This window comes from Vibrio sp. 10N.261.55.F4, assembly GCF_041470465.1.
Taxonomy (GTDB): Bacteria; Pseudomonadota; Gammaproteobacteria; order Enterobacterales; family Vibrionaceae; genus Vibrio; species Vibrio crassostreae_C.
The window spans coordinates 493,348-509,821 of record NZ_JBFRMM010000002.1; the positions used below are offsets into that span (position 1 = coordinate 493,348).

The 16,474-nt window shown below is 45.1% G+C and carries 17 protein-coding genes and 1 pseudogene; 8 read left to right on the forward strand and 10 right to left on the reverse strand.

Annotation, left to right across the window (positions count from 1 at the left end; genetic code table 11):
* Window positions 1–110: 110 nt before the first annotated feature.
* Entirely contained in the window at window positions 111–344 is a 234-nt protein-coding gene (locus AB4249_RS02960) for a hypothetical protein (protein WP_017060212.1), read from the forward strand.
* 167 nt (window positions 345–511) lie between these two features.
* Complete coding sequence (locus tag AB4249_RS02965) at window positions 512–808, forward strand: hypothetical protein (protein ID WP_029235295.1); 297 nt, start codon at window positions 512–514, stop codon at window positions 806–808.
* Between the two features lie 97 nt (window positions 809–905).
* Here the strand turns inward: AB4249_RS02965 and AB4249_RS02970 are convergent, their stop codons facing one another.
* Window positions 906–1,892 carry a glycosyl transferase family protein gene (locus tag AB4249_RS02970; protein ID WP_372102293.1) on the reverse strand — a complete coding sequence of 329 codons (987 nt, stop codon included), beginning with the start codon at window positions 1,890–1,892 and terminating at the stop codon, window positions 906–908.
* Between the two features lie 167 nt (window positions 1,893–2,059).
* Between AB4249_RS02970 and AB4249_RS02975 the strand changes: the two genes are divergently transcribed.
* A complete protein-coding gene (locus tag AB4249_RS02975) occupies window positions 2,060–2,668 on the forward strand; it encodes a TetR/AcrR family transcriptional regulator (protein ID WP_017066785.1) in 609 nt (202 codons plus the stop codon).
* A 123-nt stretch (window positions 2,669–2,791) separates the two neighbouring features.
* On the forward strand, window positions 2,792–3,286 hold the full coding sequence (locus tag AB4249_RS02980) for a peptidylprolyl isomerase (RefSeq protein WP_017060208.1): 495 nt from the start codon (window positions 2,792–2,794) through the stop codon (window positions 3,284–3,286).
* A gap of 130 nt (window positions 3,287–3,416) precedes the next feature.
* Here AB4249_RS02980 and AB4249_RS02985 read toward each other — a convergent pair.
* The 5 genes and pseudogenes from AB4249_RS02985 to AB4249_RS03005 form a co-directional block, all read right to left on the reverse strand.
* Window positions 3,417–3,533: pseudogene (locus AB4249_RS02985) on the reverse strand (cytochrome c); the annotation flags it as partial.
* 42 nt (window positions 3,534–3,575) lie between these two features.
* Window positions 3,576–4,442: a DMT family transporter gene (locus tag AB4249_RS02990; RefSeq protein ID WP_017060207.1), complete on the reverse strand. Its 867-nt coding sequence runs from the start codon at window positions 4,440–4,442 to the stop codon at window positions 3,576–3,578.
* 110 nt (window positions 4,443–4,552) lie between these two features.
* On the reverse strand, window positions 4,553–5,650 hold the full coding sequence (locus AB4249_RS02995; RefSeq protein WP_372102294.1) for an alkene reductase: 1,098 nt from the start codon (window positions 5,648–5,650) through the stop codon (window positions 4,553–4,555).
* A 14-nt stretch (window positions 5,651–5,664) separates the two neighbouring features.
* Complete coding sequence (gloA, locus tag AB4249_RS03000; protein ID WP_017084654.1) at window positions 5,665–6,042, reverse strand: lactoylglutathione lyase; 378 nt, start codon at window positions 6,040–6,042, stop codon at window positions 5,665–5,667.
* A 236-nt stretch (window positions 6,043–6,278) separates the two neighbouring features.
* Complete coding sequence (locus AB4249_RS03005) at window positions 6,279–7,214, reverse strand: LysR family transcriptional regulator (protein ID WP_017070445.1); 936 nt, start codon at window positions 7,212–7,214, stop codon at window positions 6,279–6,281.
* Between the two features lie 773 nt (window positions 7,215–7,987).
* Between AB4249_RS03005 and AB4249_RS03010 the strand changes: the two genes are divergently transcribed.
* From AB4249_RS03010 to AB4249_RS03025, 4 genes are all read left to right on the forward strand, one after another.
* Window positions 7,988–8,599 carry a magnesium transporter gene (locus tag AB4249_RS03010; protein WP_372102295.1) on the forward strand — a complete coding sequence of 204 codons (612 nt, stop codon included), beginning with the start codon at window positions 7,988–7,990 and terminating at the stop codon, window positions 8,597–8,599.
* On the forward strand, window positions 8,599–9,588 hold the full coding sequence (locus AB4249_RS03015; RefSeq protein ID WP_372102296.1) for an HlyD family secretion protein: 990 nt from the start codon (window positions 8,599–8,601) through the stop codon (window positions 9,586–9,588). The genes AB4249_RS03010 and AB4249_RS03015 overlap by 1 nt, the downstream gene beginning before the upstream one ends.
* 310 nt (window positions 9,589–9,898) lie before the next feature.
* Complete coding sequence (locus AB4249_RS03020) at window positions 9,899–11,875, forward strand: alkyl sulfatase dimerization domain-containing protein (protein WP_372102297.1); 1,977 nt, start codon at window positions 9,899–9,901, stop codon at window positions 11,873–11,875.
* A 155-nt stretch (window positions 11,876–12,030) separates the two neighbouring features.
* A complete protein-coding gene (locus AB4249_RS03025; protein ID WP_017060200.1) occupies window positions 12,031–12,519 on the forward strand; it encodes a hypothetical protein in 489 nt (162 codons plus the stop codon).
* Between the two features lie 77 nt (window positions 12,520–12,596).
* On the opposite strand, the gene cyoE is transcribed toward AB4249_RS03025, so the two are convergent.
* Genes cyoE through cyoB form a run of 4 tightly spaced genes read right to left on the reverse strand, consistent with a single transcriptional unit; the run spans window position 12,597 to window position 16,470 of the window.
* Window positions 12,597–13,469 (reverse strand): heme o synthase, encoded by an 873-nt coding sequence (gene cyoE / locus AB4249_RS03030; RefSeq protein WP_372102298.1) that lies wholly within the window; start codon window positions 13,467–13,469, stop codon window positions 12,597–12,599.
* A 7-nt stretch (window positions 13,470–13,476) separates the two neighbouring features.
* On the reverse strand, window positions 13,477–13,788 hold the full coding sequence (cyoD, locus tag AB4249_RS03035; protein WP_017066633.1) for a cytochrome o ubiquinol oxidase subunit IV: 312 nt from the start codon (window positions 13,786–13,788) through the stop codon (window positions 13,477–13,479).
* Window positions 13,788–14,423, reverse strand: coding sequence for a cytochrome o ubiquinol oxidase subunit III (gene cyoC, locus AB4249_RS03040; RefSeq protein ID WP_080967339.1), 636 nt, complete (start codon window positions 14,421–14,423; stop codon window positions 13,788–13,790). Before cyoC ends, cyoD begins: the two co-directional genes overlap by 1 nt.
* The gene (gene cyoB / locus AB4249_RS03045) at window positions 14,395–16,470 is read right to left on the reverse strand and encodes a cytochrome o ubiquinol oxidase subunit I (protein ID WP_017066634.1); all 2,076 of its coding nucleotides are present in this window, start codon (window positions 16,468–16,470) and stop codon (window positions 14,395–14,397) included. Before cyoB ends, cyoC begins: the two co-directional genes overlap by 29 nt.
* Window positions 16,471–16,474: the final 4 nt, after the last annotated feature.

The following is a 16,474-nucleotide window of genomic DNA, read 5'->3' on the forward strand; positions in this document are numbered from 1 at the left end:
ACAAAGCCTTACTTTCCCTTGCTTAACCTTACTTAGCCAAGCTAGCCTGCGTAAATAAACCCTGTAATCTTCACCTCACTAATAATTAGAAATCCCGTTTTAGGAAGTTTATGCAACACGACAACAACATGTACGCGTATATTTACGCAGGTAACGACGGCACAGAAAACACACTCATCGCCACTATCGATAATCAAGAAAAACCGCTGATATCAAGCTGCGTTGATGAGATAAAACGCATGTCATGCTTAGCCATTGATTTAGCAGCAAAACACGACCTAAAAGTGAAGCTGGTGAAATATCAAAGAGAACAAGAGATCGACTTCGGCCTATTCGTTAAATAGTGAATCCGACACTGATTTGGTTAATCTCTAACTGGCAGCCATAGTAGCATTAGCAAGCGCAATAGCCGTGAATGGCTGCCGAATTCGACCTGACAAGCCTAACGGGTAAAGGCTATAATGATCAGACGGCGCCCTTGCCGATTTTCATTGTCCAAATACGGTTTACTATGTCTTCCCAAACCCCACCTAAAACGTATCTAACGAATTCCTTATCTAAGTTAAAAAGCTACTTTAGTGAGTTATTGGATTTCCAATCACGCATTTGGGTGGTTCATATCTTTGAAGACTCTATTACCGATCAGTCGTTTGTGATTAATGAAGATGGCTTTAAAGAACCGCTAGAGTGGATGAAAAAACGTGATTACCAAGCGAGAATGCTTGATCGTGTTGATAAGATGAAAATCTCACAGGTGATTGAGATTCAGTTCGAAGACAAAATGCATCGCTTGATGCGAGTGAAGTAGCTTTATTGTTTGGGCGTTCACGAAAAGCCCTTGCTAGAAATCAAGTATAAAAAGGCCAGCGCTCGCTGACCTTCTCTCATTGATTACAAACCACCATCTAACGCGCGCAATACCCATGCCACAAACGCACCGCTTTCTGGTATGCCTCAGTTTTATCGTGCGTTTCTGCAAAGAGAATGGCTGTCATGCTGTCGACAACGGTATTCGCCATTAGCGCCATATCTTCAGCCGATGTACCAAGTACACATTGACTAGGAAGTGGCAGCTCTAGGTTCATCATCTCTTCCCAGTAGAACGATTCGACTTTGTCAGGAGAGCTCATCCATACCGTTTGGCTAACTTTAGGATTATATTCCGACTCACCGTTCATCCCTTTGAATGAAATCACCGAGTGGGATTTATTTCCGATAACATGCTCAACTTCCGCATGAAGTTGTGGAAAGCCAGGATGGAAACTGCCACGCAGACCTAAACGGCCACCACCAGGATTCAATGCTCGAACTACCGTGTTAATTGGTGTTCTCAAACCGTAGCGGTGTTTCCAACCAATCATGGTTTGTGCTTCGGGCGCAAAGTTAGCTAGCGGTAAATAAGCAATGCCGTCTTGTTCAAGAATCGACTTAGCATGTTCAGGGCTCTCAGCACTTTGCACACCGACATCTTGCAAATGGCTTTCAACGTGCGTCCTACCGCTCGGCTTATCCATATAGCCATGCATTAACACTTTATAGCCATTGTCAGCTAAGATTTTTGCCGCCAACAAGTTCCAAGGCTTGCCACTGGCGTTATCGTTACGCTTACCTGCATAACACGGCCAATCAATATCAGCGCCTAAATCTGGCACTCGAGATTGAAACGCTTTTACAAAGCCAGCGATCTCTTCATTGGTTTCATTCTGCACACGAATCAACATCAGTAGCATAGCCATTTGGTCGTCACCGACTTCTCCGCTTAAATACTCATCCATGATGCGGTAGGCTTGTTCGAACGATAAAGGCTTACGCCCTCTTTCTCCTCGTCCAACTGTACGAATACACTCTAAAATACTACTCATTGATTGTTTATTCTCTTCCGTTGATATCAATAAAATTCGAATACACTTTCGATTCTATGATACCCACCGTGCATTGCAAAGCGATTCAGTTGCTCTCGACCGAATTACCAATACGCGGATTGGTGTTCTAAAAGTAAACTTACTGGTGTAAAATTAGCGTATGTAATGTTAACCGCGACATATTGAGTAGTATCCCGATGACTGTAAAAAAAACGCTGAGCCAAAGAAAACGTGAATCGATCGTTGCCGCTGCTATCGCAGAGTTTACTGAGCATGGCTACAAGGCCACCAGCATGGATAAAATATCGAGTCGCGCAGAAGTATCAAAGCGCACCGTATACAATCACTTTGCCAGCAAAGAACTGCTTTTAGATGAGATTCTAGACAGCATTTGGAGCAAAACTCTGGCCGCAACGCATTTCCCATATCAAGCAGAACTGCCACTTGAAGAACAGCTTTCCTCGATAGCCAATCAAGAGCTTGAGTTACTTGAGTCTGAAGGCTTCATCGACCTGTCACGCGTTTTGTTCTCAGAGTATTTCCATAACGCAGAACTGGCGCATCAAGCGATGGAAAAATATTCCCAAGCAGAAAGTGGACTTACAACCTGGATTAAAGCCGCGTTGGCAGACGGTCGTTTAGTAGAACTAGACCCACAATTCGCCTCCACGCAGTTCATTGGTCTGCTTAAGTCTTTTGCGTTTTGGCCGCAAATCATTGGTCATGTGCCGTCACCGGATGCTGCACACAAGCAAGTGCTCATTACTTCAAGTGTCGAGATGTTCCTTAAACAATATCAGGCGTGAGTTTGGTGGTTGACGAGAATTCAACCACAATAAAACCATCACTGGTATCCGCTGTTATTTTCCCTATACTGCAACCCACTTTCGTCATTACGACTCAGTAAAACTTCAACTTTAGGTAGCCCTATGATTACTTTCACCACCAACTTTGGCGATATCGAGATTGAACTGAACCTTGAAAAAGCGCCAGTAACGTCGAAAAACTTCCTTAAATACTGCCAAGACGGTTTCTACGAAGGCACGACATTTCACCGTGTTATTGAAGGTTTCATGATTCAAGGTGGTGGTCACACTATCGACATGACAGAAAAACCAACTCGCGCCCCAATCGTCAACGAAGCAAACCGTGGTTTGAAGAATGTGATTGGTTCTGTGGCAATGGCTCGGACTGATGCACCACATTCTGCAACGGCGCAGTTCTTCATCAACCTTGATGACAACGATTTCCTAGATCACACCTCAACAACCAATGCTGGCTGGGGTTACGCGGTATTCGGTAAGGTTTCAGCAGGTATGGATGTGGTAAACAAAATTGCGAAAGCACCAACAACCATTCGCTGGGGACACGAAGATGTGCCTTGCGAAGATATTGTGATTACAAAAGTCACTATTCGCGACTAATTCATTCACGTCCTTTCCCGCCCCTAGTGCATTCGAATTGATGGCATAAAGAAAAGAAGGCTGTGCGATAGGACTATGGTGGTAAGGGTTCGACTTTACCACCTGTATTCAAAGCTCGTTGTTAGAATAGTTACCAGCGAGAACGATAAGTACGGTGACACCCTTTGCACGTCTTATTCGCAGAATTTAACCCTTGCTCTGCACTCGACAAGTCTTGTTCAACACTCGCCTGATAAAGCTCAGAAAAGCACTTGAAGAACAACCCACACTCGGCCTTGCGCCGAGTGTTTTATTTTCGTCTCGACCATTTGATATAGCAAAATAGTGAAGCAATGATCACCGCCCCACCGAGCAGCTTCTGCATCTCTACACTTTCGCCAAGCACACTCACACTTAACAGCAGCGTCCACACAGGCTCAAGAATCATGATCAATGCCGCCACTTCCATGTTCACGGAGTGCTGACCGACCGTTTGTAGCAAGTAACGAATAGACGTTGCGATCACCGCAGAGACAATAAACCAGAAGACTAAGGTTTTGGTGATTTCGAACTCCGGCTGAGCTGTCATAGAAGCAAAGGCTAAACCACTCACACCCACCACAAACAGTTGCACACAGATTGATGCGATAGGCTTGATATTGGTAATCACACGCTTGTTCATCACAAAGTGAACAGACAACAACATCGATGCTAGTAAGAAATAAATCTGACTCTGCTCAACATGCCAGCCGTTACCCAAAGTCAGCAACAGCATGCCAATAATCGCGATCGGGAAAGACATCCAAAACGCGCGATTAGGCTTAACTCGAAACAAAATCCAAGACACAAACGGTGCAATGATCATGGCTAAGCTCATGATGAATGCCCCTTCCGACAAGCTTTCAGTCACCGAAACTGCAAACACCCATACCTGCAATGAGGCAGACAACAACAAACCCACGCCGCAAAGAGACAGAATCTGCTTAAACGAAAGCTTACGAATATGGTGAATACAAAATGGCAGAAGAATAAGACTCGCGACGAGGAATCGCACACCAATGAACACTGGCCCAGGCATTTCTAATACCACCAGCTTAGATGCAATCCATCCCACCCCAGCTAGCAGGGTGGCAAATAGAAGGTAAAGCTCTCCGCGCATCGCTTTCACGTTCATCATTTTACTTAGTCCAATAACAAAAAAAGCAACCCGACTCTGCAAGGTTGCTTTTTATAAACATTCAACAGGATCGAGATACTATCTCAATACTCTGCTTCAGGCAGCTGTTTTTAGCCTGCGTATTCTGGGTAATCCGTTAAACCTTTTTCAGCACCACCGAACAATGTGTTTGGATCGTGCGCTGCAAGTGGGTAACCATTTTGAATACGGGCTGGTAAATCTGGGTTCGCAACGAATGGACGACCAAAACCAACCATGTCAGTTACGCCTTCAGAAACGGCTTTTTCGCCACGCTCGCTATCGTATTTACCCGCATAAATAAGGACACCCTCGTAGGCTTCACGAACTGCTGCTTTAAATGCTTTTGGCGTTTCAGGTGCATCGTCCCAATCAACTTCTGCAATGTGTAGGTAAACAATTTTGTATAGGTTAAGTAGTGCTGCCGCCGCTGTGTAAGTCTCTACTGGTGTAGCGTCAACCGTACCATTCAACGATGTGAACGGAGCAAGGCGTACACCAACACGGTCAGCACCAATCGCTTCAACCATAGCTTCAACCACTTCGCCTAGGAAACGTAAACGGTTTTCAATTGAACCACCGTATTCGTCAGTGCGGTTGTTTGCTTCAGAATCGATGAATTGGTTGATTAAGTAACCATTCGCTGCGTGAAGTTCGATACCATCAAAGCCTGCTTCAACCGCATTCAAAGCCGCTTGGCGATACTGTTCAACCACCTCTTTGATGTCTTGTTTCGTCATTTCACGAGGTTCAACCACATCAACAAAGCCCGGTTCATCAGTACCGTTATCGATGAATACCTTTACGTTTTGTGCTTTAAGTGCAGAAGACGAGATTGGCTGTTCACCACCAATGTTGTCTGGGTGTGTTACACGGCCTACATGCCAAAGTTGAGCGAAGATAACGCCCTCTTTTTCATGTACGGCATCAGTCACTTTTTTCCAACCAGCGATCTGCTCATCAGAATAGATACCCGGAGTCCAAGCATAGCCTTGACCCATAGGTGAAATTTGTGTGCCTTCAGCAATAATCAAACCTGCAGAAGCACGCTGAGCGTAGTAAGCCGCCATCATATCGTTTGCTGAATTACCAGGTTGCGTTGCGCGAGAACGCGTCATCGGTGGCATAACAATACGGTTTTTAAGCTCGATATTACCAAGTTGAATTGGTTGAAATAGTGCGTTTGTCATTGTTATATCCTCGATTAACCTAGTTGAATCAGTTCGATTTGGTAGCCGTCTGGGTCAGTAATAAAAGCGATATGAGTTGAGCCGCCTTTCACTGGACCCGCTTCGCGAGTGACGTTGCCACCTAGCGATTTGATCTTGTCGCATGCTGCGTAAATATCTTCTACACCCAATGCCAGATGACCAAACGCGCTGCCCATCTCGTACTCGTTAGTATCCCAGTTGTACGTTAGCTCGATAGTCGTGCCGCCTTGCTCGTAGCCAACAAAAACCAATGTGTAGCGGTAGTCTTTGTTTTCATGGCGTTCAAGTTCCTTCATTCCCAATACCTTGGTATAGAACTCGATAGACTTGTCTAAATCAGTAACTCGGATCATTGTGTGTAGGAATTTCATATTTCGCCCTTGATACTTTAATCTCAGCCTCGTTCAGAAGCTAAGTAATGTTCGTTTAGGTTGACCTTGAGGCCACCTACTTCTCTGTTGCTAGGTATATTACTGAACACACACAAATCAGTGAAATTATTAAATATTCTCATTTTAATAATTTTTTGTTATTAACATATTGTCTAGTACCAACTAAGCGACACAAAAAAGGGAAGCCAATACTCCCCTTAGATTTAGACTCTCAATTAAAATCGCAACCGCCTATCTTTAAGCGCCTTCGACATTGAATCTGATGTATTGATGACTTGTTCTCTGAACCATTTATGAGCGGGGTCGCTGTTCTGCTTCTTCAACCAAATCAGGTAATGAGATATCGGCTGATATTCAAAGGGCGGCTTGAACAGCTGCAAACTTAACTTTTCTTGGAACTGCACGGCCATAGATAAAGGCACGACAGTGATGTAATCGGATTGGCTACACAGCAAAATATTACTGAACAGCGAGCGCCCGTGAAACACGATTTTACGCTGGGACAGATCCAAAGAAGTGTAGTGATTCAAACTGCGAACTTTACGTCGTGTTCTGTCTAATACAGCATGCTTTTCACTTAGGAACTGAGCTTCGCTGATTTCACCTTGAATCCGTGGATGATCAGCTCGACACACGATCACAAACTCGCCTTCATAAAGTGTTTCACTGACGATACTTGGGTGTTCAGGCACCACAATATCGATCATCGCATCGAACTCTTGAGTCAAAAGATCTTCATAAATGCGCTCATCACTGTCTGGTTGATCAAAGACTTCCAGCGACAAGTTTTGATTAGGAAGCGCCGCGAAACTATTGAGAAGTACCCACTGTAAGTGCTCAGGTGCAGAAATAACAAACTTACGCTCAGAGGATTGCTCATCAAAATTAGCCATCGACTGAAACACGCCATTGAGTTCATTGATCGGCGCTTTAATTTGTTCATACAAGCTTTGCGCATAAGACGTAGGCGCAACACCTCTTCCTTTGCGAACAAAAAGCTCTTGGCCAATCTCTTTCTTTAGACGAGTTAACGCGGTGCTGATGGTCGATTGATTGGTACTGAGTTGATCCGCAGCTTTACTCAAACTGCCCTGCTCCATCACCGCTGAAAACACAGCCAATAAGTTAAAATTCGGAATGTCATTACTCATGATTCAGTGCTCATTTGGCGATAGATTTAATTATCTTATCGTAAAAGCGATAGAATGAAACAACGGATGCTCATTGAGAAAACAAAACTGAGAAGGAAGCATCATATGGTAAAGAGCAAAAATGTCAGAACAACTCACTCTTTCGAATAGCTGCCACATTCGCCAGATTGGAATCTAAATCTCTTCGCTGTGCCAGTAACGCTTAATCCACCCAAACTCACCCTAGACTGGTCGGAGTATTCAATATTTCCGTCCTGCCTTATTGATACTTTTATAGCCACTTCTATGATCCAGGCTAATTAAATAGACATATTTTATAAGCCGAGTTTGAGCCTGTTCAAATAAACCCACCTCACGTTTAAGCAACCACTCAATTCATCGTAATTACGATAATTCAATATCGCAATAATGCGTAGATAGCACCAGTTACACTTCCTATTATTTCGCCAACAAATCAATTCTTAACCTAAACAGAAAACCTAAAAATGTGTAGATGATGGTGTTGCACACATCACGGAAGACGGCCTTAAAACCCAATGCAGCAAACGAACCTATCAATGGTAGACGTTACTTAAGAATGATTTCGCCAGGTGTTTTTAACACTCTATTCGCGAGAATGCGTTGTCTACGTGGTCAAAGCGATTTTTAATTGTCATCTAGTACTTTTGACTCAGTAGGTCTATACGGTTACGTGAGTTCAACACCTCTTTCAGATGTCTTCTAAAAGTCTTGTACCAAGGCTGCACTTTCTCTCTCCTTATTTAGGTTGAGATATGAACTTTATAAAAATCGTTTTCCAGAAAATCTGGGCCGTTGTGATGGTCTTGATTAAATTCTGCCTGTTTATGGCAGTGATGTTTGCGGGAGCATGGGCTCTTGCACCATTAGGCACAATCCATTCTAAAGACATCGACATGTCTCAATTCAACAATCATCCCAATGAAATGATGATGAACTTCTTCCAGATGGAGTCCTTCTCTGGTTACTTGTTCTCAGTGACCATTGCTGTGGTTTTAGCCGGTGTTTACGGCATGTGGCAGTTGCATGAACTGGGTGTGCATAAAGCAAAAGAGCACAAAAGCGCTCACGTTCAAATCGTGTTTGCACTGTCACTTTGCGGACTCTTCATCAGCAAAACATTCTGGGTTATCGCATTGGTTATCGCATTGGCGAACTGGAAACATATTGGTCAATCACTGAGTGATGTGATTCGCCGTGGTGTTCAGCCTAAACAAGACGCGACCAATACAGAGGCCTCCGTAGTCCACGTATCACCTGAAGAACCAGTAACGGAGCCGTCTCAAACCAAACAATCTCCAGTAGAACAGTCTCCAGAAGCTCAGCCTTCAAAAGAAAAGACTCCAACAAATAAAGAGGTCGCATAATGAAAGAGATGATGATTCCATACATCCTAATTGTATGGTCACTATTTGCGACAGGCGCACTTAAGAAGAACTTCAAGAACTACACCTGGGCTGCCATTGGGGGTGTAACGATTCTTGCAGTATTAGCAGTAATCTCTCGCTTGTGGGCACCCGTTGATTTAACCAACTCAACCACAGTCAAAGCACCACACGCGGTGATGTCACCTATCTTTGGTCAGCAGATCGACCAAGTGCTTGTTGAGCACAACCAAATGGTTAAAGAAGGCGACATAATCTACACTCTCGTCGACATCAATTCTGCCGCAGATAAAGCCAAGATCGAATCTTCAATTGTTCAGAAAGAAGAACAAATCAAGCAGATGGATCGCGATTTAGAGCGTGCTGAAACGTCACCTGAAATTTTCAATATGCGTGACGTAGAAAAGTACGACTCTGATCTTCGAGTGCTGCATGCTGAACTGGTGTCGTTAAAAGCCGATTTACAAAAAGTAAATTGGGCGCAAGAGAAAAAGACCATTAGAGCTGAGTTTGATGGTCAGGTATCGATAGTGAATATTGCTGAAGGTTCTGTCATGGGTAACATGCACCTCTACAACACCAACAAAAAGTTTCTTGAGATGCGTATTTCAGACCAAACTTATGGCTATGTTCAAGTAGGAGACTTCGCTGAGTTCTTCGTTGATGCATACCCAGGTCACGTGTTCCGAGCAAAAGTACACAGCTTTAATGCCGGTACTGGTGAGTCGAGTATTTCTCCACTTCAGGGGCCACAAAGCGTCGGTCAACACGTGGTAAGAAACGGCAATGGTTTAGGTCGTACTATCGTACTTGAGATCATTGAACCAGAAGGTTACAACATCCCTATTGGTTCAACTGGCGCGGCTTGGATCTCGGCAGAGAAACCACATCCGTTCTGGGGCTTCATCGATGTAATCGGTGCAGCAACGGTTCGCCTACAATCTTACAAGTCATACTTAGGTGCTTGGTAAACGATTAGCTCTTGATAAGCAATTAAATATTCAATGATTTGGCTGTTATTCACTCGTATCACAGCCACTCATGAACTGGCGACTAATTGTAAAACAAATGCCCTGAATTTCAGGGCATTTTTGTATCTGTTGCAAGCTCATTTACTAATTGATTTAGATCAAAATTAATCGCCAATACAATCGTTTATCAAACAAATCATCGAAAAAACGATAGATTGAAATATTATTAGCGCGTAGATAGCGACCTCCCCCACCTCTATCATTTGGCTCAAGAAATCCAATTCCTGTATCCAAATATAAGGTCACTACCATGACTAATACATTCAAAAAAATGGCGCTTCCTGTTGCTATTGCGAGCACTCTACTTGCTTCTGGTTTTGCATCTGCAACGCCAACTGTAGAAGCGACATCGAAAGTCGGCCAAGAACTTCAGACGGCAAATGCTGCGCAATACCAAAACATTGATCTTGATGCTCGCTACAAGAGCGAGGTTCTATTCGAACACAAATCAAACATGTTCTGGGGAAAAGGCGAACGTATTCAAGTTGTTTCTAAAACAGGCGATTCTCTAGCTTACACTGCTGAGTCTGACCATGTTCACCCAATCCTCACCAAGCATGGTCGTAAAATGGACCAAGCAATCATCAAAGTAGATGACAACGTATATCTTGGTTACGGTTTCGGTCTAGATACACCCGTCATGATTGAAGGTACGGACGGCATCATCATTGTTGATCCAGGCGAGTCGGTAGAAATGGCTCAATCGGTTAAAGAGCAATTCCGTCAAATCACCGACAAGCCGGTTAAAGCAATCATTTATTCTCACAACCACATCGACCACATCTCTGGTGTGCGTGCGTGGGTGACTGACGAAGAAGTGGCATCAGGTGAAGTAAAAATCATCGCTGAAGAAGGCCTAACCGCTGCAGTGGCTAACTGGTCTTCAAACCTAGGTACTCTATTTGGTCACCGTACTTCTTACACAGGTGCTAAGCACGTAGAAGAAGGCGAGCACGGCACAGTAAACGACGGCCTTGGTCCACGCTTCATGCAAGGTGCTATCTCGTTCATCGAACCAAACCTGCTTGTACCAAGCCAAAGCCACATCGAAATCGAAATTTCTGGCGTGAAAATGCACATCGAGAACGTGCCATCTGAAACTAAAGATGAGTTAGTGGTTTACTTCCCAGACCAGAAAATCCTGCACGCGGCTGAAGTACTTCAAGGTGAGAACTTCCCTAACCTTCACACCATCCGTGGTACTAAATTCCGTGACCCATCAATGTGGTTCAAAGGCATCGACGTAATGCGTAAGTTTGATACTGAGATCATGATTAACTCTCACGGTCGTCCTGTTGAAGGCAAAGAAGCGGTATCTGACGTATTAACGGCTTACCGTGATGCGATTCAATACACGCATGACCAAACTATCCGTTACATGAACAAAGGTATGACGCCAGATGAGCTAGTTGAAGTCGTTAAACTTCCGAAGCACCTTGCAGAACACCCGTGGTTAGGTGAGCACTACGGCACTGTTGCACACGCCGTGCGTCAGATTTACGTAGGTTACAACGGTTTCTTCGAAGGTGACCCATGGCAGCTAGAGCCAATGGCTTACGAGCAACGCGCTAAAGCCTTCGTAGAGGTCATGGGCGGTCGTGACAACATCCTTACGACTGCACAAGCAGCAATTAAGGCAGAAAATTACACATTTGCAGCAGAAATTCTTTCTTACCCGATCACGGTAAACAAGCAAGATATGGAAGCTCGCGAAATGAAAGCACAAGCTTACAAAGCATGGGCTGCTGACCAAGTGAACATCAACTGGCGTAACTGGGCACTTAACGCTGCTGCTGAACTTGAGAACAAGCGTGACTTCTCTAATATGATCAGCTTCGCTTCTGTTGACGTTCTTACTGCACTACCAAGCAAGCAGATCTTCGACATGATGACCTCAACGCTTATCGCAGAAAACTCGTTAGACGTAAACATGATGCTAACGTACAACTTCTCTGATACGAACGAAGCATTCACTATCGAAATCCGTAACGGTATTGCTCAGTTACACGAAGAAGCAGTGAAAGGTGCAGACGTTCAAATCGACACTACTCGTGCCGTACTGAACCAAATATTGATTGCGGGTCCAAACGCTCAACAAGTGATTGGTACTAACCTACAGTCTGGTGCATTCAAGTTCTCGAATGGCGACATCAAAGGCTTCGGTCAATTCATGAGCTACTTCGATAAGCCAATGACTCCAGAAGAGATCATGCTCATCGTTCGCTAATAATCAAAGGCTGCTAAGGATGGCGAGTCGATAACTTAGGGACCCATTGTGGTCCCTTTATCGTTTATTTATTGGTACAGTTCGCAACCTTAACTCAACGATCTAGGTCTATTGTTGGAGTAAGGAAACTGCCCTGCTTCTTTTAAGGTTCACACATGCTAAAACGTTTTGTTCTTTTGCTTTCACTCAGTTCTTCTCTGGTATTAGCTTGCGGATTACACCAAGAAACCGGATTTAGTTTAGTGACAGAGCCCGGTTCACTGGAGGTATTTGGCAATGTCATCACAGCAAGGCAAGATGACGAGTTCGGAAACCTAGATAAACCGGATCATTTCAAACTGTTTTCGATAAAGTCAGCACTCGCAAAGGCGCATCCGAGTAAGATTGAATTCAACTTATTTGAAGCGATTAAAGGTCACTACAGCCAAATCAGCATTGAAAAAGGCGTGAACATTTCAGGAAGAGACACTTTGCCGACAGAGAACGATTTATTGCTTATTACAGAGCTCGACGTGTTCGATGCATTAGCGAACGGAACGATCTCTTGGGATCAAGCGACACTGAATGGATTAGTGGTAATCAATGGCCCTCAAGACAAACGAGAGCAGCTTGAAGATTGGCTTAGTGATATTTTTGAAGGGTAATAGCTTAAAGCGGGACAGATAAAAAGTCGTCAAACCCTCGGACTTCAGAACATTGAGGGTTCAACGACAAACTTAAGTCAAAAAAGCGTAGGCAACGGAATCAACTCCAGCCCCAGCACACCACTGATGCTCATTACCACCAGCAGAGAGACCTTGAAGACGGTCTTTGACCACTGGAGGTAGTTGAGGCAATCAACCTTACGAAACGTCACTTTAGTCCACATAAAACAGACTGCCGCCGACACAGCTAGGTATTCATAACCTGCGTCTCCGAGTAGGAACAGCGCCAATGAGACTGCGCCAAACGCCACCACATAGGCTTTCATGTGCTGATGTGCTTTGTCGACGCCCTCTTTCACCGGTAACACGGGAATGCCTGCATCTCGATAATCTTGTATCCGGAACATCGCGATCGCGTACGAGTGTGGCATTTGCCATAAACAGAACATCACAAACAACAATACCGCTTCAAGGCTGATGTAATTAGTCACCGCCAAGTAACCCACCAATGGCGGAACTGCGCCCGAAATACTGCCGACTAAAGTGCCGTACACCGATGTACGCTTGTACCACATGGTGTAGAAAAAGACGTAAAACACATAGCCAAGCAACACCATGACCGCAGAGATCGGATTAGCGAACTGAAACAGAAGCGCTGTGCCTGAGAGCAGTAAAACCAAGGCATAAACGAACGCGACGTCCGTATTGATGTTGCCCTGAACCAATTCTCGATTTTGTGTGCGCTTCATCTTTTGGTCGATGTCTCGATCAAAGATGTTATTCACCACACAACCTGATGCAATCACAAGTCCCACACCCGCTAATGTTGTCAGTAACAACATCGCATTGGCTGGTTCTGTTTTTGCGGCGAGGAAGAACCCCGCCGCAACAGAAATCAGGTTGCCGAAAATGATGCCCGGTTTGGTGATAGACAGATATCTTTTCAGCATACCTAGCCTACAACTTCATGTTGACGTTCATGTTGTAGATGATCCATACCGAGCCAGCGATAAGAATCAATACAACAATGGCGGTAAACATCAATGACACCAAGTTCCAACGCCCATCGGGAGATTTCGCTTCCATGTGCAAGAAGTACTTAAAGTGGACAAAGATTTGCACCAGCGCACAGCCGAACAAGATCACGTAAGTTTCCGTACTTGGTAGCGCATGTGCCCACACAATGTAGAACGGAATAATGGTGAGAATTAGTGAAGCAATAAAGCCTTTCACGTAATCCGTTGCACCGCTGTCTAGATGCTGTTCCATTACATCACCCCCATTAAGTACACGATGGTAAATACACAAATCCAAACGATATCAAGGAAATGCCAGAACAAACTTAAGCACTGGAAACGCATCGACATGTTGTCGTTCAAGCCTTTGGTTGAAAGTTGGTGATACGCCACCGCCATCCAGATAAGACCGAACGTTACGTGCAAACCGTGTGTACCAACCAAGGTAAAGAACGCTGAAAGGAACGCACTCTCTTGAGGACCATAACCTTCTGCAATCAAGTGGTGGAACTCATACACTTCCATACAGATAAAGGCTAAGCCCAATACGAAAGTCACTTTGATCCATCGCTTCAGTCCGGTCACGTCTTTGCGCTTCATTGCAATCATGCCAAAACCAAAGGTGATGCTACTGAACAGCAGCATCATGGTTTCGACAAACACGAACGGCAGTTCAAAGATGTCTTTACCTGTCGGCCCTGCAATTGATCCACTCTCAAGCACAGCATACGTCGCGAAAAGCGTGGCAAACAGGACACAGTCACTCATCAAGTAAACCCAGAAGCCAAACAACTTATTCCCCGCAGCTTCGTGGTGATGATCATGCGAGTGTGCAAGATCATAAGTGTGTGACGGAGTATTAGCTTGCATACGTCGTCTCCAAGTCATCTTTTTTGTCGTTGTTATCAGTGTCAGCGCTGTTACCACGACCAGAATGGTCGCCTTTCACTGACTGTTTCTTCGCTTCTGCAAGCTGTGCACGTCGAGCCGCTTCAATCGCTTTGATCTCTTCAACTTCCACGTAGTAGTCCACATCGTCGTTGTAGCTGTGTTGAATACACGTCACCACGATGCCTACTAAGCTTGCAGCCGCTAGCCACCAGATGTACCAGATCATTGCGAAGCCAAATGCCAACGCCCATGCAGACACATAAATGCCTGTCGGTGTGTTCTTCGGCATGTGAATACGTTCGTATTCTTCTTCCTGAGTTGGATCAAACTCACCACTTTGCTTTTGATACCAGAACGAATCGATCTCATCGCCCTTAGGCAATTTTGCAAAGTTATAGAACGGTGGTGGTGACGATGTCGCCCATTCGAATGTACGTCCGCCCCAAGGGTCACCCGTTAGATCTCGGTTTTGGTCGCGGTCACGAACACTCACGTAAATCTGAACGAACTGACACACCACACCCATCGCAATCACGCCCGTACCTGCAGCCGCAACCGCCAATAGTGGGAAGAACTCAGGGTTAATGTCTTGGCTCAAACGACGCGTCATGCCCATAAAACCTAGAGCGTAAAGCGGCAAGAACGCCATCAAGAAGCCGATGATCCAGCAGTAGAACGCGCGTTTGCCCCAAAGCTCGTTCAGAGTGAAACCGGTCGCTTTCGGGAACCAGTAACCAATCGCAGCGAAACAACCGAACACTACGCCACCGATGATTACGTTGTGGAAATGCGCAATCAGGAATACTGAGTTATGCAGAATGAAGTCTGCACCCGGTACTGCCATTAACACGCCCGTCATACCACCAACGGTGAAGGTGATAAGGAAGCCAACTGTCCACAACATAGGTGTTGTGAAACGGATACGACCTTTGTACATGGTGAACAGCCAGTTGAAGATCTTAACCCCGGTCGGGATAGAGATAATCATGGTTGCGATGCCAAAGAAGGCATTCACATTGGCGCCTGAACCCATGGTAAAGAAGTGATGCAGCCAAACCACAAACGCTAAAATAGTGATAGCCACCGTCGCCCATACCAGTGAGGTATAACCAAACAGTTTTTTGCGAGAGAAGGTTGCAGTCACTTCAGAGAACACACCGAAGATAGGCAAGATTAGGATGTACACCTCAGGGTGTCCCCATGCCCAAATCAAGTTCACATACATCATCACGTTGCCACCAAGGTCGTTGGTGAAGAAGTGCGTGCCGATGTATCTATCCAACGTCAGAAGCGCGATGGTTACCGTTAGGATTGGGAAAGAGATGATGATCAGGATGTTGGCACACAGAGATGCCCAAGTGAATACTGGCATCTTCATCATTGGCATAGAGGGAGTACGCATGCGCAAAATGGTCGCAAAGAAGTTCACACCCGTTAGCGTAGTACCCACTCCGGATATTTGCAGCGCCCATATCCAATAATCGACCCCGACTCCCGGGCTCGCCTCAATACCAGACAGCGGCGGATACGCCAACCAACCCGTACGGCCAAACTCACCTAAGCCAAGCGACATGTTGGTTAGGATAATACCCACCACAAATAGCCAGAAGCTCAAGTTATTCAGATAAGGGAATGCAACATCACGAGCACCGATTTGCAACGGCACGATGATGTTCATCAAACCGATAACCAAAGGCATCGCTACGAAGAAAATCATGATCACGCCGTGAGCCGTGAAGATCTGGTCGTAGTGATGTGGCGGCAAATAGCCCGTTTCACCGGCTGCAGAAAGCAATTGCTGGCTACGCATCATGACCGCATCAGCAAAGCCACGAACTAACATCACCATCGCAACAGCAATGTACATGAAGCCCAATTTTTTGTGGTCTACCGACGTAAACCATTCATTCCAAAGGTATTGCCACTTACCGGCTTTGGTTACCGCGTACACCACTAAACTGCCCACTAAAGCGATCATGGTTAACGTGACCAAAATAATGGGCTCGTGGTAGGGAATTGAGTCTAGAGTTAATCTTCCAAACATGACG

Excerpts from the sequence above, each read along its gene's own strand:
- cyoD (WP_017066633.1), bottom strand. The coding sequence starts at position 13,788 with ATGGAACAGCATCTAGACAGCGGTGCAACGGATTACGTGAAAGGCTTT.
- AB4249_RS03025 (WP_017060200.1), top strand. The coding sequence starts at position 12,031 with ATGCTAAAACGTTTTGTTCTTTTGCTTTCACTCAGTTCTTCTCTGGTA.
- AB4249_RS02990 (WP_017060207.1), bottom strand. The coding sequence starts at position 4,442 with ATGATGAACGTGAAAGCGATGCGCGGAGAGCTTTACCTTCTATTTGCC.
- AB4249_RS02975 (WP_017066785.1), top strand. The coding sequence starts at position 2,060 with ATGACTGTAAAAAAAACGCTGAGCCAAAGAAAACGTGAATCGATCGTT.
- AB4249_RS02995 (WP_372102294.1), bottom strand. The coding sequence starts at position 5,650 with ATGACAAACGCACTATTTCAACCAATTCAACTTGGTAATATCGAGCTT.
- AB4249_RS02960 (WP_017060212.1), top strand. The coding sequence starts at position 111 with ATGCAACACGACAACAACATGTACGCGTATATTTACGCAGGTAACGAC.
- cyoC (WP_080967339.1), bottom strand. The coding sequence starts at position 14,423 with ATGACTTGGAGACGACGTATGCAAGCTAATACTCCGTCACACACTTAT.
- AB4249_RS03010 (WP_372102295.1), top strand. The coding sequence starts at position 7,988 with ATGAACTTTATAAAAATCGTTTTCCAGAAAATCTGGGCCGTTGTGATG.
- cyoE (WP_372102298.1), bottom strand. The coding sequence starts at position 13,469 with ATGCTGAAAAGATATCTGTCTATCACCAAACCGGGCATCATTTTCGGC.
- AB4249_RS02965 (WP_029235295.1), top strand. The coding sequence starts at position 512 with ATGTCTTCCCAAACCCCACCTAAAACGTATCTAACGAATTCCTTATCT.
- AB4249_RS03015 (WP_372102296.1), top strand. The coding sequence starts at position 8,599 with ATGAAAGAGATGATGATTCCATACATCCTAATTGTATGGTCACTATTT.
- AB4249_RS02980 (WP_017060208.1), top strand. The coding sequence starts at position 2,792 with ATGATTACTTTCACCACCAACTTTGGCGATATCGAGATTGAACTGAAC.
- AB4249_RS03020 (WP_372102297.1), top strand. The coding sequence starts at position 9,899 with ATGACTAATACATTCAAAAAAATGGCGCTTCCTGTTGCTATTGCGAGC.
- cyoB (WP_017066634.1), bottom strand. The coding sequence starts at position 16,470 with ATGTTTGGAAGATTAACTCTAGACTCAATTCCCTACCACGAGCCCATT.
- AB4249_RS03005 (WP_017070445.1), bottom strand. The coding sequence starts at position 7,214 with ATGAGTAATGACATTCCGAATTTTAACTTATTGGCTGTGTTTTCAGCG.
- gloA (WP_017084654.1), bottom strand. The coding sequence starts at position 6,042 with ATGAAATTCCTACACACAATGATCCGAGTTACTGATTTAGACAAGTCT.